This is a genomic window from Natronoflexus pectinivorans (genome assembly GCF_004345615.1).
In the GTDB taxonomy this organism is placed as follows: Bacteria; Bacteroidota; Bacteroidia; order Bacteroidales; family Marinilabiliaceae; genus Natronoflexus; species Natronoflexus pectinivorans.
In genome coordinates this window covers 13,786-31,429 of sequence record NZ_SLWK01000007.1, presented here as the reverse complement: position 1 = coordinate 31,429, position 17,644 = coordinate 13,786, and the positions used below count along the sequence as shown (strand labels likewise).

General features: G+C 38.9%; 14 protein-coding genes. 5 read left to right on the top strand and 9 right to left on the bottom strand.

The window, feature by feature from the left end; translation table 11 throughout:
• Positions 1 to 4: 4 nt before the first annotated feature.
• Entirely contained in the window at positions 5 to 907 is a 903-nt protein-coding gene (locus EV194_RS10380) for a prephenate dehydratase (RefSeq protein ID WP_132433976.1), read from the bottom strand.
• A 325-nt stretch (positions 908 to 1,232) separates the two neighbouring features.
• A complete protein-coding gene (locus EV194_RS10375; protein WP_132433975.1) occupies positions 1,233 to 3,236 on the bottom strand; it encodes an ATP-binding protein in 2,004 nt (667 codons plus the stop codon).
• Between the two features lie 209 nt (positions 3,237 to 3,445).
• On the opposite strand from EV194_RS10375, the gene EV194_RS10370 reads away from it, so the two are divergent.
• From EV194_RS10370 to EV194_RS10355, 4 genes are all read left to right on the top strand, one after another.
• On the top strand, positions 3,446 to 4,450 hold the full coding sequence (locus tag EV194_RS10370; protein WP_132433974.1) for an MlaD family protein: 1,005 nt from the start codon (positions 3,446 to 3,448) through the stop codon (positions 4,448 to 4,450).
• Positions 4,451 to 4,534: 84 nt separating this feature from the next.
• The gene (locus tag EV194_RS10365; protein WP_165921858.1) at positions 4,535 to 5,122 is read left to right on the top strand and encodes an ABC-type transport auxiliary lipoprotein family protein; all 588 of its coding nucleotides are present in this window, start codon (positions 4,535 to 4,537) and stop codon (positions 5,120 to 5,122) included.
• Between the two features lie 68 nt (positions 5,123 to 5,190).
• On the top strand, positions 5,191 to 6,309 hold the full coding sequence (locus EV194_RS10360) for an ABC transporter permease (RefSeq protein WP_132433972.1): 1,119 nt from the start codon (positions 5,191 to 5,193) through the stop codon (positions 6,307 to 6,309).
• A gap of 128 nt (positions 6,310 to 6,437) precedes the next feature.
• Positions 6,438 to 7,202: an ABC transporter ATP-binding protein gene (locus EV194_RS10355; protein WP_132433971.1), complete on the top strand. Its 765-nt coding sequence runs from the start codon at positions 6,438 to 6,440 to the stop codon at positions 7,200 to 7,202.
• On the opposite strand, the gene EV194_RS10350 is transcribed toward EV194_RS10355, so the two are convergent.
• From EV194_RS10350 to EV194_RS10340, 3 genes are all read right to left on the bottom strand, one after another.
• The gene (locus EV194_RS10350; RefSeq protein WP_132433970.1) at positions 7,189 to 9,057 is read right to left on the bottom strand and encodes an ABC-F family ATP-binding cassette domain-containing protein; all 1,869 of its coding nucleotides are present in this window, start codon (positions 9,055 to 9,057) and stop codon (positions 7,189 to 7,191) included. The genes EV194_RS10355 and EV194_RS10350 overlap by 14 nt on opposite strands.
• 49 nt (positions 9,058 to 9,106) lie before the next feature.
• A complete protein-coding gene (gene mgrA, locus EV194_RS10345; RefSeq protein ID WP_132433969.1) occupies positions 9,107 to 10,111 on the bottom strand; it encodes an L-glyceraldehyde 3-phosphate reductase in 1,005 nt (334 codons plus the stop codon).
• Positions 10,112 to 10,230: 119 nt separating this feature from the next.
• Positions 10,231 to 11,460 carry a M64 family metallopeptidase gene (locus tag EV194_RS10340; RefSeq protein WP_165921857.1) on the bottom strand — a complete coding sequence of 410 codons (1,230 nt, stop codon included), beginning with the start codon at positions 11,458 to 11,460 and terminating at the stop codon, positions 10,231 to 10,233.
• A 137-nt stretch (positions 11,461 to 11,597) separates the two neighbouring features.
• On the opposite strand from EV194_RS10340, the gene EV194_RS10335 reads away from it, so the two are divergent.
• Positions 11,598 to 12,911 carry a mechanosensitive ion channel family protein gene (locus tag EV194_RS10335; RefSeq protein WP_243699387.1) on the top strand — a complete coding sequence of 438 codons (1,314 nt, stop codon included), beginning with the start codon at positions 11,598 to 11,600 and terminating at the stop codon, positions 12,909 to 12,911.
• A gap of 79 nt (positions 12,912 to 12,990) precedes the next feature.
• Here the strand turns inward: EV194_RS10335 and EV194_RS10330 are convergent, their stop codons facing one another.
• From EV194_RS10330 to proS, 4 genes are all read right to left on the bottom strand, one after another.
• A complete protein-coding gene (locus EV194_RS10330; protein WP_132433967.1) occupies positions 12,991 to 13,623 on the bottom strand; it encodes a peroxiredoxin in 633 nt (210 codons plus the stop codon).
• Between the two features lie 181 nt (positions 13,624 to 13,804).
• Positions 13,805 to 15,025: a peptidase T gene (gene pepT, locus EV194_RS10325; RefSeq protein WP_132433966.1), complete on the bottom strand. Its 1,221-nt coding sequence runs from the start codon at positions 15,023 to 15,025 to the stop codon at positions 13,805 to 13,807.
• 18 nt (positions 15,026 to 15,043) lie between these two features.
• A complete protein-coding gene (locus tag EV194_RS10320) occupies positions 15,044 to 15,718 on the bottom strand; it encodes a hypothetical protein (RefSeq protein ID WP_132433965.1) in 675 nt (224 codons plus the stop codon).
• A 181-nt stretch (positions 15,719 to 15,899) separates the two neighbouring features.
• On the bottom strand, positions 15,900 to 17,375 hold the full coding sequence (gene proS, locus EV194_RS10315; protein WP_132433964.1) for a proline--tRNA ligase: 1,476 nt from the start codon (positions 17,373 to 17,375) through the stop codon (positions 15,900 to 15,902).
• Positions 17,376 to 17,644: the final 269 nt, after the last annotated feature.

The following is a 17,644-nucleotide window of genomic DNA, read 5'->3' as shown; positions in this document are numbered from 1 at the left end:
CTGGTTAGTTTTCGGCATCTGCTTTTTTCACCACTGCGTCTCCATTGGTAACATAAAGAGTGTCTGCGGCACGATACTCACCTAGCACACTCAGCTGCTCACAGAGAGGACGTATGGCATCAAGTGATTGTAAATAACGTTGATAATCATTAAAATCGATATCAATGTACATAAGATATTGCCACTCTTGCCCTACAATTGGCAAGGACTGAATCTTGGAGAGATTAATTCTGTAAAAAGCCAGGATGGTTAACACCTTTGACAAACTACCTTCCTCGTGAGGCACAGAAAATACAATTGACGATTTATTTACTAAATTTTGCTCCAGCATTTTGCTGAATTCAGCCTTATTAGGTTTGCCTACCACTAAAAACCGGGTATAATTATGCTTATTGGTTTCAATATCCTTTGCAATAATTTCCAGGTTATAAAGTTTAGCAGCAAGAGAAGAAGCAATGGCCGCAACACCCTTTATTTTTCCTTCTTGAATAAGCTTTGCACTTAAAGCTGTATCTTCAGATTCAATAAGCCGTATATGCGGGTACTCCCTGAAAAACTGCTCACACTGAGCCAAGGCCATGGGATGCGAGTGAACCTCCTTGATGTCGGCTATGGTTTGCCCCGGAAGCGTCATCAACTGATGTCGAATTCTAAGCTTGTGCTCACCAAGTACCGAGAGACCGGAATTCTTCAGTAAAGTGTAGTTCGAAAGTAAACTTCCAACCAGTGTATTCTCAATGGCAACCATTCCAAGTAATCCGTTTTGATCTTTTCCAACCTTATCGAATAATTCATAAAAGGTCAGACAAGGTTCAATTTCAACCTCTCCCCCATTGAAATAAGCCCTGGCCGCAATATCATGGTTTGCTCCCTGCCATCCCTGAATGGCCACTTTATATTTTTCCATTTCTATTTTTTATTTTGAATATGCCCCAAAGAGCATTTTCTCTTGATAAATTCGATTTTAAACCTTCACTAAATAAAAATCCCGCCTTCTTGTTAAAGAGGCGGGATTTTAAATATCCTGGATTCCTATTTCATTTCTTGTTCAGGGAAACACAAAACCCACCTCTTTTGGCCGTAGAACCAAAAAAAGAAGAAAAAGAAATAATAAAAATAGGATGTGTATCGCTTCATGATAATCAGATTCTGTTACATCAACAGCACAAAATTAAGTATAAAATTTTCACGGTACAAATCATTTCTAAAAAAAATGACAATTCTCACATATTTTATCCCGGCAACTCAAAATAGAAAGTACTGCCTTCCCCTTCCCTTGATTTAAGCCAGATTCGGCCTCCCATAAGATAGACCAATTCCCTGCAAATAGCTAAGCCCAAGCCTGTACCGGTATACTTCTTTCCATTACTGCCATGCACCTGTTCAAACCTCTTAAAAACAACCTGTTGTTTTGATTTTGGAATACCTGTACCAGTATCTTTTACATAAAACATAAAGTTTTCTTTTCCGGCTCTGCATCCCAAAACAATTGAACCCTTTGAGGTAAACTTTATGGCATTATTAATAAGATTGTATAAAACCTGACGCAAGCGTATCGGATCGGTGAACATCTCTCCACTATTAAATATTTCCACATCAAGCTTAAATTCGACCATTTTGTCGCTCCTTCTCATCTCTTCAGAGAACTGGCTATATATTTCATTGAGAAGTGATTTTACATCAATAGCACTACGGACTATTTGCAATTGACCTGTTTCAATTTGAGAGAAAACCAAAATATCAGAAATCAACATCATCAAATGATGACCATTCGAACGGATTATTTTTAGATAATCCTTCTTCTCGTCGTTTGACGAATCATCAAGTTCAAGCAATTCTGTAAATCCAATAATGGCATTCATTGGGGTTCTAATTTCATGGCTCATATTGGCCAAAAAAGCACTTTTAAGTTTATCAGCCTCTTCTGCATCTTCTTTTGCTTTTAGCAGTTCATTTTCAATATGCTTTTGAAGTGTGACATCAGTTAGTGTTTTTACATAACCTTCAAATTGCTCATTTTCATTAAACACAGGGTTTACTGTTGCTTTAAACACTCTGTGATCATCGGGCAAGAAATATTCATGATATCTTGTTTTCAACTTTCCATCTTCTGAGGGTTCATTAGTAAATTGTGAAACATCTATGGGTACTATCTCATTAAAAGCTTTGCCTTTTACATCCTCCACGCGCTTATTAAAAGTTTTAAAGAAATGATTGTTGGCCCATAACACCCGGTTTTCGGGAGATAAAAAGAGCACCAGATCACTCACACTGTTTAAGATCATTGACTTCTCCTTCTCTGAAATTTCCATACGTCGCTCAATGTCTTGCCGGGAAGCTCTTTCTTTCTCAAGTAGAGCAGACTTCTCTTCAAATCGGGATTTTAAAAACACAGTCAATAAAATCAGAAACGAAACCAAAATCACCAAAATAAATACGATGAAAATATATATCCATTTCCGAAATACTGAAAAGTCAGGACCCGGAGTTGTCCATTGATCCAGTAATGCCTGAAATTCGGATGTCTTATCGGTTTTTAACAATCGAATCTGATCATCTATTGCTGCAAGCAGATGCTGACCAGAATGGTTTCCGGCAAACTTCATCTCTACCGGATTCAAAATAATGGGAGTTGATTCCAATCTCAATAAATACTTACTTCTTTCACCATATGCTCGGTTAAATAAGGCAGCATCAATTTGGCCAACAGATAAAGCCCGTTGCATATCGTTATAGGATGTATACCATCTGAGTCGGCACTCAACTCTGAAATCGCTGATCATCTGTTGAAACTCAACAGCATGTAAATCTGCATATTGAACTCCAACAATCTTGCCTTCCAAATCAATAACCGATTTTATGTTTTGACCTCGAGTGGTATAAACAGTTCCCCAATTAAGAAAAACCAACTCATTATTGAGATAAAACAATGAATCTCGAAGCTCTGAATAGCCAATGGCAGGAATGATATCAATCCTACTATTATTTAACAAGCTTAATGCTTCGCGTAATGTAGTTGGAATATATTCCAGTTTCCAATTGTTTTTTTTAGCGGTTTGCTCAATTATATCAATGTACAAGCCATTTGCAATTCCCGAATCATTAACAAAAACGAATGGATAATTACTATATACAGCAACCCTTATCCTATCCGGGATCATTTCGGCAGCAACATTGCTGATATTGCAAAATTGAGCGATAATTAAATAAAAAAGAAAAACTCTAATGAAATTCATGGTAGGGTAATGAATTAATTACCTTGCAAACTTAATGATTTTTAACATTAAACACATCTATTTAAATCTTTTTTTTCAACAAAACAATCTAAATATCAATCATATATTGTTACTACGTCGAATTCAATTGGCTCTAAAGCCAATTGTATTGTAGATCTTATATAAAATATGTAATTTAACACATCAAATAAGTTCTAAAACAAAGCGGGATGAAGAATCGTGCGCAAAAAATAAGACTCGGGATTTTTGTGGCAACCGGTGCTGCCATCATCATTATTTTGATGGTGTTTTTCACTGCACGTCAACTACTTGAGAGAAAGGATACCTATTTCATTTCTTTTCAGGAAATATCAGTCAGTGGCATGGAAGTGGGCAGTCCGGTTCGATATCTCGGAATTCGTGTTGGCTCAATTTCCGATATACAAATTAATCCCGAAGATATAACCAGCATCATTGTTGAGCTGTCTCTAAAACCGGGAACACCTGTTAAAGAAGACTCAAAGGCTGATATTGTAACGATGGGTATAACCGGCCTCAAATCGATAGAAATTCGTGGAGGCACCAATGAATCTGCTTTTTTAAAACCGGGTGGATTTATTGAGCCCGGAACTTCACTGGCTGACGAAATAACCGGGAAAGCAGAAGTCATTGCAGAAAAAGCAGAACAAGTTCTCAACAATCTGTTGAGACTCACAAGTCAACATAACATCGATAAAATAACGGGGATGGTTGATGATTACACACGATTGGCGAACAATACCGACCGAACCATCCTATCTCTTGATACCATCATTCGGGAAAACAGAGCCAACATCAGATCAACCGTCCATGCAGCCAATCTGGTTACCGAAAACCTTATTGCATCAACCAATCTTATTCAAAGCACAGTTGAACAGATTAATGCTTACGCTACCGGAGACTCAATCAGCCAAATAATAGGAAACCTGCGTGAGATAACTCATACCATCAATGAATCGAACATAAAGCAACTGATTGAAGATTTGGCAATTCTGGCTCAACACACCCAACAACTTCTCATCAAGGTAGATGATGACATCAACCGGGGAAGCCAATATTTGGTTGAATCTCAATCATTGTTGAAATCAACTTTAAGAAACCTTGACGAAGCATCCAGAAAAATTAACCGCGATCCTTCACTACTCATTCGCGGATCACGAACCAAAGATTCACCGGATGATCTTTTAAGAGATTGATTATCTATGATTTTAATCTATCATCAAAAGAAATTAATCTAAGCAACAACTCTTATGAAGTCGAAAATTTTAATATTGCTACTGATGTCCTTAATACTTTCTTCATGTGGAAGTAAAAAAACTGTCGTAAAAAACTACTACCTGATAGAATTGACACCAACACATCGCGCTGAAATCATTTCGGACTCTTTACCGTTGATTGACGCCTGGTGTGAAATTGCGGAAATAAGGATTTCACCGGCCTATGCCACACGAGATATTGCACTGAGGAACCAATCACACCAAATTCGCTATTTTGAGAATCATGAATGGGCCGTTCGACCATCCGAAGCCATTACTCACATGATAATAGACTTTTTTTCTGACAGCAACATCTTTAAAAGAGTTGCTACAAGGTTTTGGCAGGTTATTCCTACATATCAAATACAAACCAACATTAATAACCTTGAAGTGATACAGGATGGCCGAACTTTTTATGCACACCTCAATATTGAATTGGCCTTGTTAGACATACGAGCAGACCAGATTATTTTTTCGCACAGTGCTGTGCGAAAAAAAGAACTTGAAAAACGAAATCTAAACCTGTTGGCCGAAACCATCAGTGAACTACTATTTGAAGAACTTTCACAATTCTCAAACCTCATTAAAGATCATTTTGAAAATGAAAGGTAAAAAGGTAAGAGGGTGAAGGGTAAGAGGTGGAAATGTGAAGGGTGGCAAGGGATTTAATTTAATATATGATGAAGCCTTTAAAAGTTTTTGATTACAATAACTACAGCTATCAGGGAGGAGTGCTTTATTTGAAAAACCAGCTTGGTTTTTCAAATGCCGGTGACTACTCTAACAGGCTTCGCAAATTCCTGCCAAATATTAAAGAGAGGAATATAACCATTGATTGTAATCAACTTGAATCAATTGACAGTGCAGGTGTTGCAGCCATATATAATACGGTGAGAATTCTCAACAAAAAAGGCATAACAACATCATTTACCGCAGAAAGCGAGACCATTAAGGAGAAATTAGAACTTTTTAAACCGCCTGATTTTGAAACACATAAAAGCTCTCAAAAAAATGGTTTTCTCTTAAAAATCGGGGATCTGCTTTACAAAGTTTTTAAAGAGCATGCACTATCTTTTTTATATTTAATTGCGGACATCTCCTACTGGACTATTGCTGACATATTTAACAGGAAACAACGGCGCAAAGGTGAATTCGTCAATCAGGCGGTAAATATTGGGGTAAATGCCCTACCCATCGTGTTGGTTTTGACATTCATTATCGGCATGGTTATTTCTGTACAATCTGCAACTCAGCTGAGAAACTACGGAGCCAACATTTTTATCGTTGATTTAATTGTGATATCCATGATGGCTCAAATGGGGCCATTGATAACGGCCATTCTTGTGGCCGGACGCAGCGGGTCAGCCATTGCTGCCGAAATTGCTACCATGAAAGTCACATCCGAAATAGATGCACTGAAAACCATGGGGTTAAACCCCTTGCGATATGTAGTCATTCCTAAGATATACGGAGGCATTATTACAATGCCTTTTTTAACCATGCTTGCAAACGTGGCAGGAATTGCAGGCGGTGCATTGGCCTCATACATTTATCTGGATATCACTCCGGAAATATTCATAAACCGTATGAGTGGGGTTTTATATCAAAAAGACATTATCACAAGCATAATTAAAAGCATCGTTTACATCAATCTGATAGTAATTACCGGCTGCTATTTCGGTTTACGCGTTGAAAAAGGAGCTGAAGGAGTTGGGAAGTCCACAACCAAATCGGTGGTGGCAGCTATATCTTTAGTTATTGTGGCTGACTTAATCATGGGATTGATTTTTTACAGATAAGAGAAGAGATCGTTAGACTATAAGAATCTTAGATTTCAAATTCAATTATACTTTTAATCTTGAGATACTTACAAATACAAACAACTTTTATACACATAAAAAGATTAACGAACTATTAAACATAGCGAATGGCAAGCAATACAATGATAGAAGTTAAGAGCCTATCAGCTTCTTTCGATGACAGGCAAGTGCTGAAAAATGTTTCCTTCACAATAAACGAGAGGGAAATTGCTGTGATTCTTGGTGGCAGCGGAAGCGGAAAAAGCACCATTTTTCGCCACATGCTTAGGCTTTATGATGTTCCATACAACACCATCCGCATTTTTGACAAAGACATTGCCGACCTGAATGAATCTGAACAATTGGTGTTTTTCATGAAACTTGGAGTTTTTTATCAGAATGGGGCTCTGTTAAATTCATTAACTGTTGGAGAAAACGTAGCATTAGCGTTGGAACAACACACCTCCCTCCCTCCCGATATAATTGAAAACATTGTCAGAACAAAACTTGAACTGGTAAATCTGGGCGATGCTTACCAACTTTTCCCGTCGCAACTGAGTGGCGGTATGTTGAAACGTGCCGCACTTGCACGTGCCATCATCATGGATCCTCCGTTGCTATTCTGTGATGAGCCGGGAGCAGGATTGGATCCCGTTTCTCTGGCTTCACTTGATCAACTCATACTGAACTTAAGAAATCTGTTAGGAATTACAGTGGTGATGGTCACTCACGAAGTTTCCAGCATTTTACGCATTGCCGATAAGATTATATTTCTTGATGATGGTGTTATAACTTTCAAAGGCACACCGCAAGATGCACTAAAGTCTGACATCCCTGTAGTAAAAGATTTTTTCAGCAAAGGCACCGGAGCAACGTTGCCTACTGATCATTGATTTCACTCAGTTCGAGCCAGCGCATTTCAGCCAAATCCAGCTCTTCAAGCAGTTCTCCAATTCTATTTGATGCCTCTATTAACTCATCAGGCGACAACTTTCCTGAATTTAATTTCCCCTCCAAATCAGCCTTTTCATTCTCCAGTTCAGAAATTTTTAATTCTAATTGCTGAAACTCCTGCTTCTCCTTAAATGATAATTTTCGGGGTTTTTCTTTTTGTTCACGTGGTTTAGGTGCTGATTGAGAGGATTTTTTGCGATTGATTTCAGACTCCTCCATCTTAATATGCTCCAGATATCGGGAATAATTTCCCGGAAACGGTTTTATCAAACCGTTTCCATCAAACACAAACAGCTGGTCAACTACGTTATCAAGAAAGTACCGGTCGTGAGAAACCACCAGAACACATCCTCCAAATTCATTCAAATACTCCTCTAGCAAAGTCAATGTGAAAATATCCAAATCGTTGGTAGGCTCATCCAAAATCAGGAAGTTTGGATGACGCATAAGAACCGTCATCAAATACAGACGCTTTTTCTCGCCACCACTGAGTTTGTTTACCAATACATGGTGCATTTCGTTTGGAAACATAAACTGACGCAAGAACTGGGCTGCATCCAATGTTTTACCGGAGTCGGTTTGTATGATGTCTGCGATATCGGAAATGACCTCAATTACCTTTTTATCTTCTTCAAGTTGAATGCCTTCCTGCCTGTAGTATCCAAATACCAAAGTTTCGCCCAATTCAACCTGTCCGCTGTCCGGCTGCAAATTTCCGGTTACCAGATTTAAGAAAGTACTTTTACCGGTTCCGTTTTTTCCAATGATGCCAATTCGGTCTCCCTTGACAAATTTATAGGAGAAATCCTTTATGAAATCATGACCATTAAATGATTTCCCTACTTCAAAAAGGTTTAGCACCTTAGAGCCCAAACGCGAAGTGGGAATATTTAATTGTATTCTCTGCTCATCGGTTTTTTGTCCGGCAACATCCTTTAATTCATAAAATGCATCTATCCGGTATTTTGCCTTGGTGGCACGAGCCTGGGGCATGCGGTTCATCCAGTCCTGCTCTTTGCGCAACAGGTTTTTGGCTTTTTCTACCTCCTGTTGCTTCAACAAAATCCGCTCCTTACGCTTCTCCAGAAAATAAGAGTAGTTCCCCTGATACCTGAAAAGTTGCTCTCTATCAATTTCTAAAATGGTGTTGCAAACCCGGTCGAGAAAGTAGCGGTCGTGAGTTACCATCAGTAATGTGGCCCTGTTTCTACTCAGGTAATCTTCCAACCATTGAACCATGTCCAAATCAAGATGGTTGGTGGGCTCATCAAGAATTAAAAAATCGGGTTCTGTAACCAGAACAGCCGCCAATGCAATACGTTTCACCTGTCCACCCGAAAGCTCTCTTACGGGTTGATTAAGTTTGGAGATTTTAAGTTTAGTCAGAATTTGTTTAACCCTCGATTCATAATCCCATGCATCTTTGGCATCCATTAAAGCCACCAGTCTGGAAATCTCAGCCTCATCGTTGTTCTCAATGGCTCTTTCATACTGACGAACCAACTGAATCACCTCATTATCACTATCAAATATGGCCTCTAAAACGGTATGGGCTTCATCAAAAACAGGATCCTGCGTGAGATAACCGGTTTTTATGCCATTCCTGATGGTGACAGAACCGCTATCCGGAATTAAATCGCCCCAAAGAACATTTAGCAATGTAGTTTTACCGGTTCCGTTTCGGGCAATTAGAGCAGCTTTATCTCCCTCTTCCAACCCAAATGTAACATTACTGAATAACCGAACGTCTCCGTAATGATGGGTTACTTCCTCAACTGATAAAATGTTTGCCATAACCTAATTTCAAATAATATCTAAGATAAATTCCAACATGCTGATGTTTCTACCTCATCATCACCGGCTTGGAGGTTTTGTCAATTAATTCAAGTTCTTCAGCTGAAAAAGAGTAATTTTCCAAAGCTCCAAGGTTCTCATTTAACTGACTAACAGAACTTGCTCCTAACAAAACAGAGGTTATGCGGGTATCGCGCAATAACCAGGCAATGGCCATTTGTGAAAGAGTTTGACCCCGCATTTGAGCTATTTCGTTTAATTTGCGTAATGCAGATTGACGATCCTCCGTAAGGGCCTCTTTCTGTAAAAACCCGTGGGGTTTTGCAATGCGGGAATCGGCAGGAACTTCATCAAGATATCTGCTGGTTAGTAATCCTTGTGCAAGCGGCGAAAAGGCTATGCATCCTACTCCTCGTTTATCCAGCACATTCAGTAATCCATCCTCCGCCCATCTGTCGAGGATACTATACCTTGGCTGATGTATAAGGCACGGCGTACCCATCTCGTGTAATATAGATTCTGCACGCTGTGTTTGTTCAGCTGTATAGTTGGAAATACCAACATACAGCGCTTTGCCCTGACGAACGATTAAGTCCAATGCAGCCATGGTCTCTTCCAATGGAGTCTCAGGATCAGGACGGTGACTGTAAAATATGTCCACGTAATCAAGACCCATTCGTTTAAGACTTTGATCAAGACTGGCCACCAGATACTTTTTCGATCCCCACTCTCCATATGGACCCGGCCACATTCCATAGCCAGCTTTAGTAGATATGATCATTTCATCTCGATAAGGCTTAAATTCCTTAGCCATAAACCTACCTAAGTTTTCTTCGGCTGACCCGGGTTCCGGACCATAATTGTTGGCCAAATCGAAATGTGTAATGCCTTGATCAAATGCAAAAGTCAACATTTCCCGCATGTTCTCTACACGATCCACGGAACCGAAATTGTGCCACAATCCCAGAGAGATTGCCGGAAGTAAAATTCCACTTTTACCACTCCTGCGGTACTGCATCTTCTCATATCGCGACTCTGATGCTTTATAAATCATAGTTTGTAAACTTTATGTTTGTAATAGCCAACTTAAAACCGTCGGCAAACTTTCTGCTAAATCATCATTTGGGATTCGCAAAAGTACTTCTTTTATTCTGATCTTATGAATTTAGCTAACTACTGAGAATAGAACAGTAATTTTTGAAGAATTACCTTGTGACAAACTTCACAGAATGCGGAAGCGTCAACGCTTCGCATTCTACAATTAATGGCAGGCCGAAAAACTCCTTTGGCCACATATCCTCCCCCTTCAAAAACACCGGTAACGTTTCGATATTTAGGACGAATTGGCGTGGGAACAGGCGTGTCAGAGGATAGTATATGCTGCCATTTAGAACCAAAATCTATCAATGTGGTAAGATTGGGTTGCCACGGTTCAATCTCCTGATTGATATAATCAGTATACGAAACGTCTGAATCAAAATATTCATCTCCAAGTCCCGCGAAACCATGCCCTATTTCATGAAGTAAAACTTCGGCCGACAATCTGTTGTGTGAAGTAACCACCGAAAAATGGTTATATATTCCTCCACCCCCATATTTGTTGCCATTAACTAAAATAATGAGATGGTCGTGTGGAACTTGCGCCGCATAATCATGAACTTTCCAGAATGATTCTGTCACAAGATAACGATCGATTCCCAGGCTGTTAAAACTTGCACCCATGGCGCTGTTTCGCCAGGTGTTTTGATGAGGATCGTTAACTCCGGATTGCTTTGAAGGAACTCCCAACGCTGAAACAGACATTAAATCGCGATGCGATTTAAATGGCTCAACATTCAGAATCGCCTCTGTCAATTCCATAGCATACTGATAAAAAACCTCCATTTCATCAATCTCGAAACCTTCTGCCATTATTAAAAAATCGGCTTTCGGAACTTTAAAATCGCCATGTAAAATTCTTTTTTCGAATTCCGCCGGCTGAGATATTTTTATGGATAAAGATTCCGGTTCAATCGTCTCCTCAAGTAATTGACGGAAGAAAAACCCATCTCTTTCACGACCATCAATAACCAAAGTCATTTTCATCAATGGCAATGGCATGAGAACAGTTTGCTGAAATGCTCTGCGTGAATACTTTGCTTCTTCCACCGTCCTCCACTCCTCAAACAATGTGGAAAATCCTCTTTGAAATAAAGTGTCCCCTGTTTCCGGGTGAACCAACATATAACGATACTCTCCAAAATCGAATGGCGAAATTAATTGATTGGGACTTCCACTCCAACCATCATACTGAGACAATGAAACCAAATATGCATTTTGATTTGAATGATTTCCTGCCAGAATAAAATCTACCCGCAGTGTTGTATCAAAATCAAAACCTTTTTTGTCGGCTCCTTTGGTCAAGCAGCTACATGTGATGATACATATAAGAACTAAATATCTGCTCAAACTATGTTCTATCATTGTTGTATTAAGAAATTTATCTTTGGCAAGATAAGGATTCTTTCTTAGTTTTATGGCCGGATAAAATTTTAAATAATATGTCAGAGGATCTTATTTCACAAATTGTACGTCAATCTGATTGGCTAAGGGAAGGGTTACGCCAAACCATGGAAAACATGAATATGCCTGAACAGGCATTTACGCTGGTTGATTTTAGCGTCCGTTTTATTGTGTTAGCAATTCTGAGTAGCATTGCTTACTATGTCGTAAAAAAAATTATACTTTTTTACCTTGTAAAAATCATTGTAAAATCAAAAAGTAAAATAGATGATTTCTTTCTTCATAGAAAGGTTTTTAACCGGTTATCGCATCTGGCTCCCGCAGTGGTAATATATGTTCTTTCAGACTCATTCTTTGGAATCTTCCCAAAAGTTGAAATATTTTTAAGCAGCTCCGCCATTATATACATGATTGTGGTATTATTCTGGAGCATCCAGGCTGCTCTGAATGCATTAGAAGATATATACAACACCTTGGCTTTTGCACACGAACGCCCAATTCGTGGTTATATGCAGTTAATTCATCTGCTCTCTTACATCATTTGTTTTTTCATTCTTTTATCCTATCTATTTGACGTACAAGTGACCCGCATCTTTGCCGGAATGGGCGCTATGGCTGCCGTGTTGATGCTGATTTTTAAAGATTCGATTCTGGGATTAACTGCAGGCATACAATTATCGGCCAACAAAATGGTGCGTGTTGGAGATTGGATATCCATGCCTTCACACAATGCCGATGGAGATGTGATTGAAATTACTCTCAACACCGTAAAAGTTCAGAATTGGGACAGAACCATCACCACCATTCCCACATACGCGTTGGTATCAAGTCCGTTTATAAATTGGCGTGGCATGGAGGAGTCCGGAGGGCGACGCATCAAACGATGGGTAAATTTGGATATGCGCAGCGTAAAGTTTTGCACACCGGAGATGCTTGAAAAGTACAAAAAAATTCATCATCTAAAAGAATACATTGAAAATAGAGAAAAAGAAATTGAGGAGTATAACAAGGCCAACAACATAGATGAAACCGTTATGGTAAACGGGCGTCACATGACAAACCTTGGTGTTTTCAGGAAATATTTGGAGAATTATGTAGTACGCCACCCAAAACTAAACACTGAGATGATATTCTTGATAAGACATCTTCAGCCTTCTGAAAAAGGCATCCCGCTGGAAATTTATGTATTCTGCAAAGATAAGGCATGGGCAAAATACGAAGAGATTCAGGCCGACATATTTGACCATGTTCTGGCTGTGATACCTGAATTTGATTTAAGAGTCTTCCAGCTACCTGCCGGCGATGATTTGCGTGAGGCTATTAGTTCGCTCGCATCATCTCTAAAAAACTAAAAGTACCATAAAGCATAGAACGAAAACAGGGACAGCATTAATTGCTGTCCCTGCTAAAATTAAAACAGGTAATTAACGGTTAATTTTTGCTTAGGTATTCTGAAATCCCCTCCTGGGTAGCTTTTAATCCCTCAGAACCACTTCTCCAGTCGGCAGGACAAACTTCTCCATTTACTTCAAAAAACTGCAATGCATCAATCATACGTAAGGTTTCGTCAACACTTCGCCCAAGAGGCATATCGTTTACAACCTGGTGACGAACAACTCCTTCCTTATCAATAAGGAATAACCCACGGTATGCCATGGGTGTTCCTTTGAACTCAAGTTCACCTTCATCGTTATAATCATACTCACCTGCCAACACATCATAATTGTCGGAGATTGTCATGCTGCTGTCTGCAACAAGGGGAAACTTAACACCTTTAATTCCACCTTCTTTTTTCTCAGTTTGCAACCATTTCCAGTGAGAGAACTCAGAGTCGGTTGAAACTCCAACCACAGCTACATTACGTTTCTCAAATTCTTCAAGTTTTTCCTGAAAAGCAATAATTTCTGTTGGACAAACAAAGGTAAAATCCGCTGGATAGAAGAAGAACACCACATACTTCTTTCCAACATATTGTTCCAAAGAAAAGTTATCAACAATTTCGTGGCCGTTGATCACTGCTTTTGCAGAAAAGGCAGGAGCTTTTTTACCTACTAATACTGACATAGATTACAATTTAAAAGTTAATTTATAAGTATATTCTCGCTAAATGCATTAATATGAAAACAAGTAACATGTTTTCAGTTGCAAACTTATAGAATCAAAGAAACACAACCAAGCATAAAAGTATTTTTTTGCTTAATTAATCCTGATAATCCATAAACAAAATTTATACAGAAATAATTCTTTAATTTATTGCCAGTTCAGAAATTTTTACAATAACATCTACAGCCTTTTCCATGCTCTGAACAGGAATAAACTCATAACGACCATGAAAGTTGTGGCCTCCTGCAAAAATATTAGGAGTTGGTAATCCCATATAAGATAGTCGTGCGCCATCGGTGCCGCCTCTGATAGGCCGAATAATTGGCTTAACACCGGACTCCAACATGGCTTTTTTAGCCAGTTCCACCACATGCAGCACCGACTCAATTTGCTTACGCATGTTTTGATATTGATCCTCAATCTTTATTTTAACCGGTTTAATGGAAATCTCTTCATTTATCTTGGAAACCAGATTTTCCAGATATTTTTTCCTAGAATTAAATCCTTCCTCATCAAAATCTCTGATGAGAATTTCAATTTCAGTTTTCTCTACCTCGCCATTTACCGAAATGACGTGGTAAAACCCATCATAATCTTTTGTATGTGCCGGGGACTCTGAAACAGGCAGAGTTGAAACAATCCTACCAGCAATTTCGAGGGAATTGACCATTTTCTTGAAGGCATAACCGGGATGAACATTCCTTCCCTGAATTTCAATCAGCGCTACTGCAGCGTTAAAATTTTCATACTCCAACTCCCCAATTTCACCTCCATCGATGGTATATGCAAAATTGGCTCCGAACTTTCTAACATCAAACTTATTGGCACCACGTCCAATTTCTTCATCGGGTGTAAAACAGACTCTTATTTCACCATGTTTTACCGATGGATTTTGAATCAGAAACTCCATTGCCGTTACAATTTCGGCAATTCCGGCTTTGTCATCTGCCCCTAGGAGAGTATTTCCGCTGGTGGTAATGATATCCTGACCGATGTAATTTATTAACTCCGGGAAGTCATCTGGTTTAAGAATGATATTATTTTTCTTATCAAGAATGATGTCTCCGCCATCATAATTCTTTGTTATGCGGGGTTTGACATTTTCACCCGACATATCGGGACTTGTGTCCATGTGCGCAATAAAACCAATTACAGGAACCTTGCCATCGAAATTCGATGGCAAGGTGGCCATTACATAACCATTATCGTCCAACTCAACCTCCTGCATCCCGATTCTTTTCAATTCATCAGATAAAAGACGAGCCAAAAACATCTGACCCGAAGTGCTGGGACATTCCTCTAATTGATCATTGGAACGGGTATCTATCGATACATATTCAAGGAATCTATCTACTACATTCATAAATAACTAACAGTATGTTTATTGCTGTACATCATCACTTTTAAAGATAAAACCTAATCGCTTACCGGTTCGTTGTCGCGATTGAAAAATTTCTTCGTTCATCTGAGCCATGGTAATTACATTCATATTTTCGTATGGGGGTACCAGCAAATCAAATTCAAGGGAATAGTGCATGGCCGTTTCTACAATTTTGAGAATGTTATCTTTATCAAGTTTTGACTTACCAAAATTGCTCAATCCCATAGATCGTTGTCTTTTACCTTCAACAAAAAAACTACGTTCCCGGTTTACAAAAACCCTCGCCACCATGTAACCGTAATCCTCCATCCGGCTGTATCGGAAAGAGTCGTATAAAAAATTGTAGATATTTATGACGCCAGTATAACATCGAGCTCCATTTTCCTTGACATACGCATTGTTCCATACTTTATGATCGCGATCGAACATAAAAGCATTGGTATGCATGAAAAAAACCAAAACATCACCTGCAATTTTTAGTTTGGCTACAAAGTTGCCAACTTCCTCATATTCCAGAAATAATCGACTATCCTGCTCAGCAATTTGAGAATTATAATGAGATGGTAAGTCTCTTAGAGCTTCTTTCAGTATATTAAATGTATCCAGGGTAGTGTCAAAAACACCTTGTTTTAAAGATGCACGTGTCCTTAGCAATTCAACTATTCTCTTTTCCATAAATGGTTCTTAATGATTAATTGAGTGCTACAATTTAATGAAATATTGCAAAAAGTGACCAGGGGGCTAAAAAAAAGAGTCGAGACTCAAAATAAAAAAACACCCACGAAAGCACAAAGCTCACAAAGGAGATTTAGACAATCCTTTGTGAGCTTTGTATCTGTGTATTAAAACGAACAGACTAATACGATCGTGCAAACAACACTCGCTTTGAAGATGGTTTACCAGTAACCATACATTTACCCTCTTCATCGGGCGCATCCAATGGGATACAACGAATGGTAGCTTTTGTATCGGCTTTAATTTTTTCTTCGGTTTCAGAGGTTCCGTCCCAGTGACAGAGGAAAAATCCACCTTTATCATCCAAAAGTTGCTTGAACTCCTCGTAATCGTCCACTTTCGTTGTGTGCTCTGTGCGGTAATCAAGTGCCTTTTTGAAAATATTCTCCTGAATATCATTCAATAAAGCTTCAATCTTACCAGTGATACCTTCTAGTGGCATAATTTCCTTGGTAAGGGTATCCCTTCGGGCAACTTCCACTGTTCCGTTTTCAAGATCGCGTGGGCCAATGGCTAAACGAACGGGTACACCTTTTAATTCGTACTCTGCAAATTTCCAACCGGGTTTTCGCTTGTCATCATCGTCATATTTCACCGAAATACCGCGTAATTTCAATTCAGTCACCAGTTTTTCCGCTACTTCTGATATTTTGCTTAACTCTTCATCTTTTTTGTATATAGGCACAATGACTACCTGAGTAGGTGCAAGTTTGGGAGGCAAAACCAATCCGTTATCATCTGAGTGAGTCATGATTAGTGCTCCCATCAATCGTGTTGAAACACCCCATGAAGTTGCCCATACATGCTCAATTTTTCCTTCTTTGTTGGTGAAAGTTACGTCAAAAGCTTTGGCAAAATTTTGACCAAGAAAGTGCGATGTACCTGATTGAAGAGCTTTTCCATCCTGCATCAAAGCTTCAATGGTTAAAGTTTCCAATGCACCGGCAAATCTCTCGTTGGCAGTTTTATATCCTTGAACCACCGGCATTGCCATCCACTGCTCAGCAAAATTGGCATAAACACCAAGCATGGTTTCAGTTTCTTTTATCGCTTCCTCTTTTGTTGAATGGGCAGTATGTCCTTCCTGCCATAAGAACTCAGCAGTTCTCAAAAACAATCTGGTGCGCATTTCCCATCTTACCACATTTGCCCATTGATTAACCAAAATTGGTAAATCACGGTAGGATTGAATCCAGTTTTTATATGTATTCCAAATGATGGTTTCTGATGTGGGACGAACAATATACTCTTCTTCAAGTTTGGCATCCGGGTCAACGATTACACCTTTACCATCAGGATCATTTTTCAGTCTGTAGTGAGTAACTATAGCACACTCTTTGGCGAAACCATCTACGTGAGCAGCCTCTTTGCTAAAAAATGATTTTGGAATGAACAGGGGGAAATAAGCATTAACGTGTCCGGTTTCTTTAAACATATCATCTAAAACACGTTGCATTTTTTCCCAAATAGCGTAACCGTAAGGCTTTATAACCATACACCCACGTACGGAAGAGTTTTCAGCCAAATCAGCTTTTAGCACCAAATCATTGTACCATTGTGCATAACTCTCGGAACGGCTTGTTAATACTTTTGCCATAAAAATGATTAATTCAAAAATAATGAATCTAAAACTCTAACTGTGTGTCACATTTTGAGGCACAAAAATAGGAATTATCGCCTTAAAAAGAGCGAAAAATCACTAATAGTTTATGGAAACAGAAAGATTCAACTCCGGACGCTAACTTAAACTACAACAATACAAACCTGACCCACTGACAATTACATAAAACACATCCTACAAAACATGCTCTGCTAACATAAAAATAAAAAACACTTAAATAGAATTTAAACAGGTTATAAACATTG

Coding starts and splice junctions, on each gene's coding strand:
- EV194_RS10320 (WP_132433965.1), bottom strand. CDS start 15,718: ATGGAAAAGAGAATAGTTGAATTGCTAAGGACACGTGCATCTTTAAAA.
- EV194_RS10370 (WP_132433974.1), top strand. CDS start 3,446: ATGAAGAATCGTGCGCAAAAAATAAGACTCGGGATTTTTGTGGCAACC.
- EV194_RS10360 (WP_132433972.1), top strand. CDS start 5,191: ATGAAGCCTTTAAAAGTTTTTGATTACAATAACTACAGCTATCAGGGA.
- EV194_RS10355 (WP_132433971.1), top strand. CDS start 6,438: ATGGCAAGCAATACAATGATAGAAGTTAAGAGCCTATCAGCTTCTTTC.
- mgrA (WP_132433969.1), bottom strand. CDS start 10,111: ATGATTTATAAAGCATCAGAGTCGCGATATGAGAAGATGCAGTACCGC.
- proS (WP_132433964.1), bottom strand. CDS start 17,375: ATGGCAAAAGTATTAACAAGCCGTTCCGAGAGTTATGCACAATGGTAC.
- EV194_RS10330 (WP_132433967.1), bottom strand. CDS start 13,623: ATGTCAGTATTAGTAGGTAAAAAAGCTCCTGCCTTTTCTGCAAAAGCA.
- EV194_RS10365 (WP_165921858.1), top strand. CDS start 4,535: ATGTCCTTAATACTTTCTTCATGTGGAAGTAAAAAAACTGTCGTAAAA.
- EV194_RS10350 (WP_132433970.1), bottom strand. CDS start 9,057: ATGGCAAACATTTTATCAGTTGAGGAAGTAACCCATCATTACGGAGAC.
- EV194_RS10335 (WP_243699387.1), top strand. CDS start 11,598: ATGTCAGAGGATCTTATTTCACAAATTGTACGTCAATCTGATTGGCTA.
- EV194_RS10375 (WP_132433975.1), bottom strand. CDS start 3,236: ATGAATTTCATTAGAGTTTTTCTTTTTTATTTAATTATCGCTCAATTT.
- EV194_RS10380 (WP_132433976.1), bottom strand. CDS start 907: ATGGAAAAATATAAAGTGGCCATTCAGGGATGGCAGGGAGCAAACCAT.
- pepT (WP_132433966.1), bottom strand. CDS start 15,025: ATGAATGTAGTAGATAGATTCCTTGAATATGTATCGATAGATACCCGT.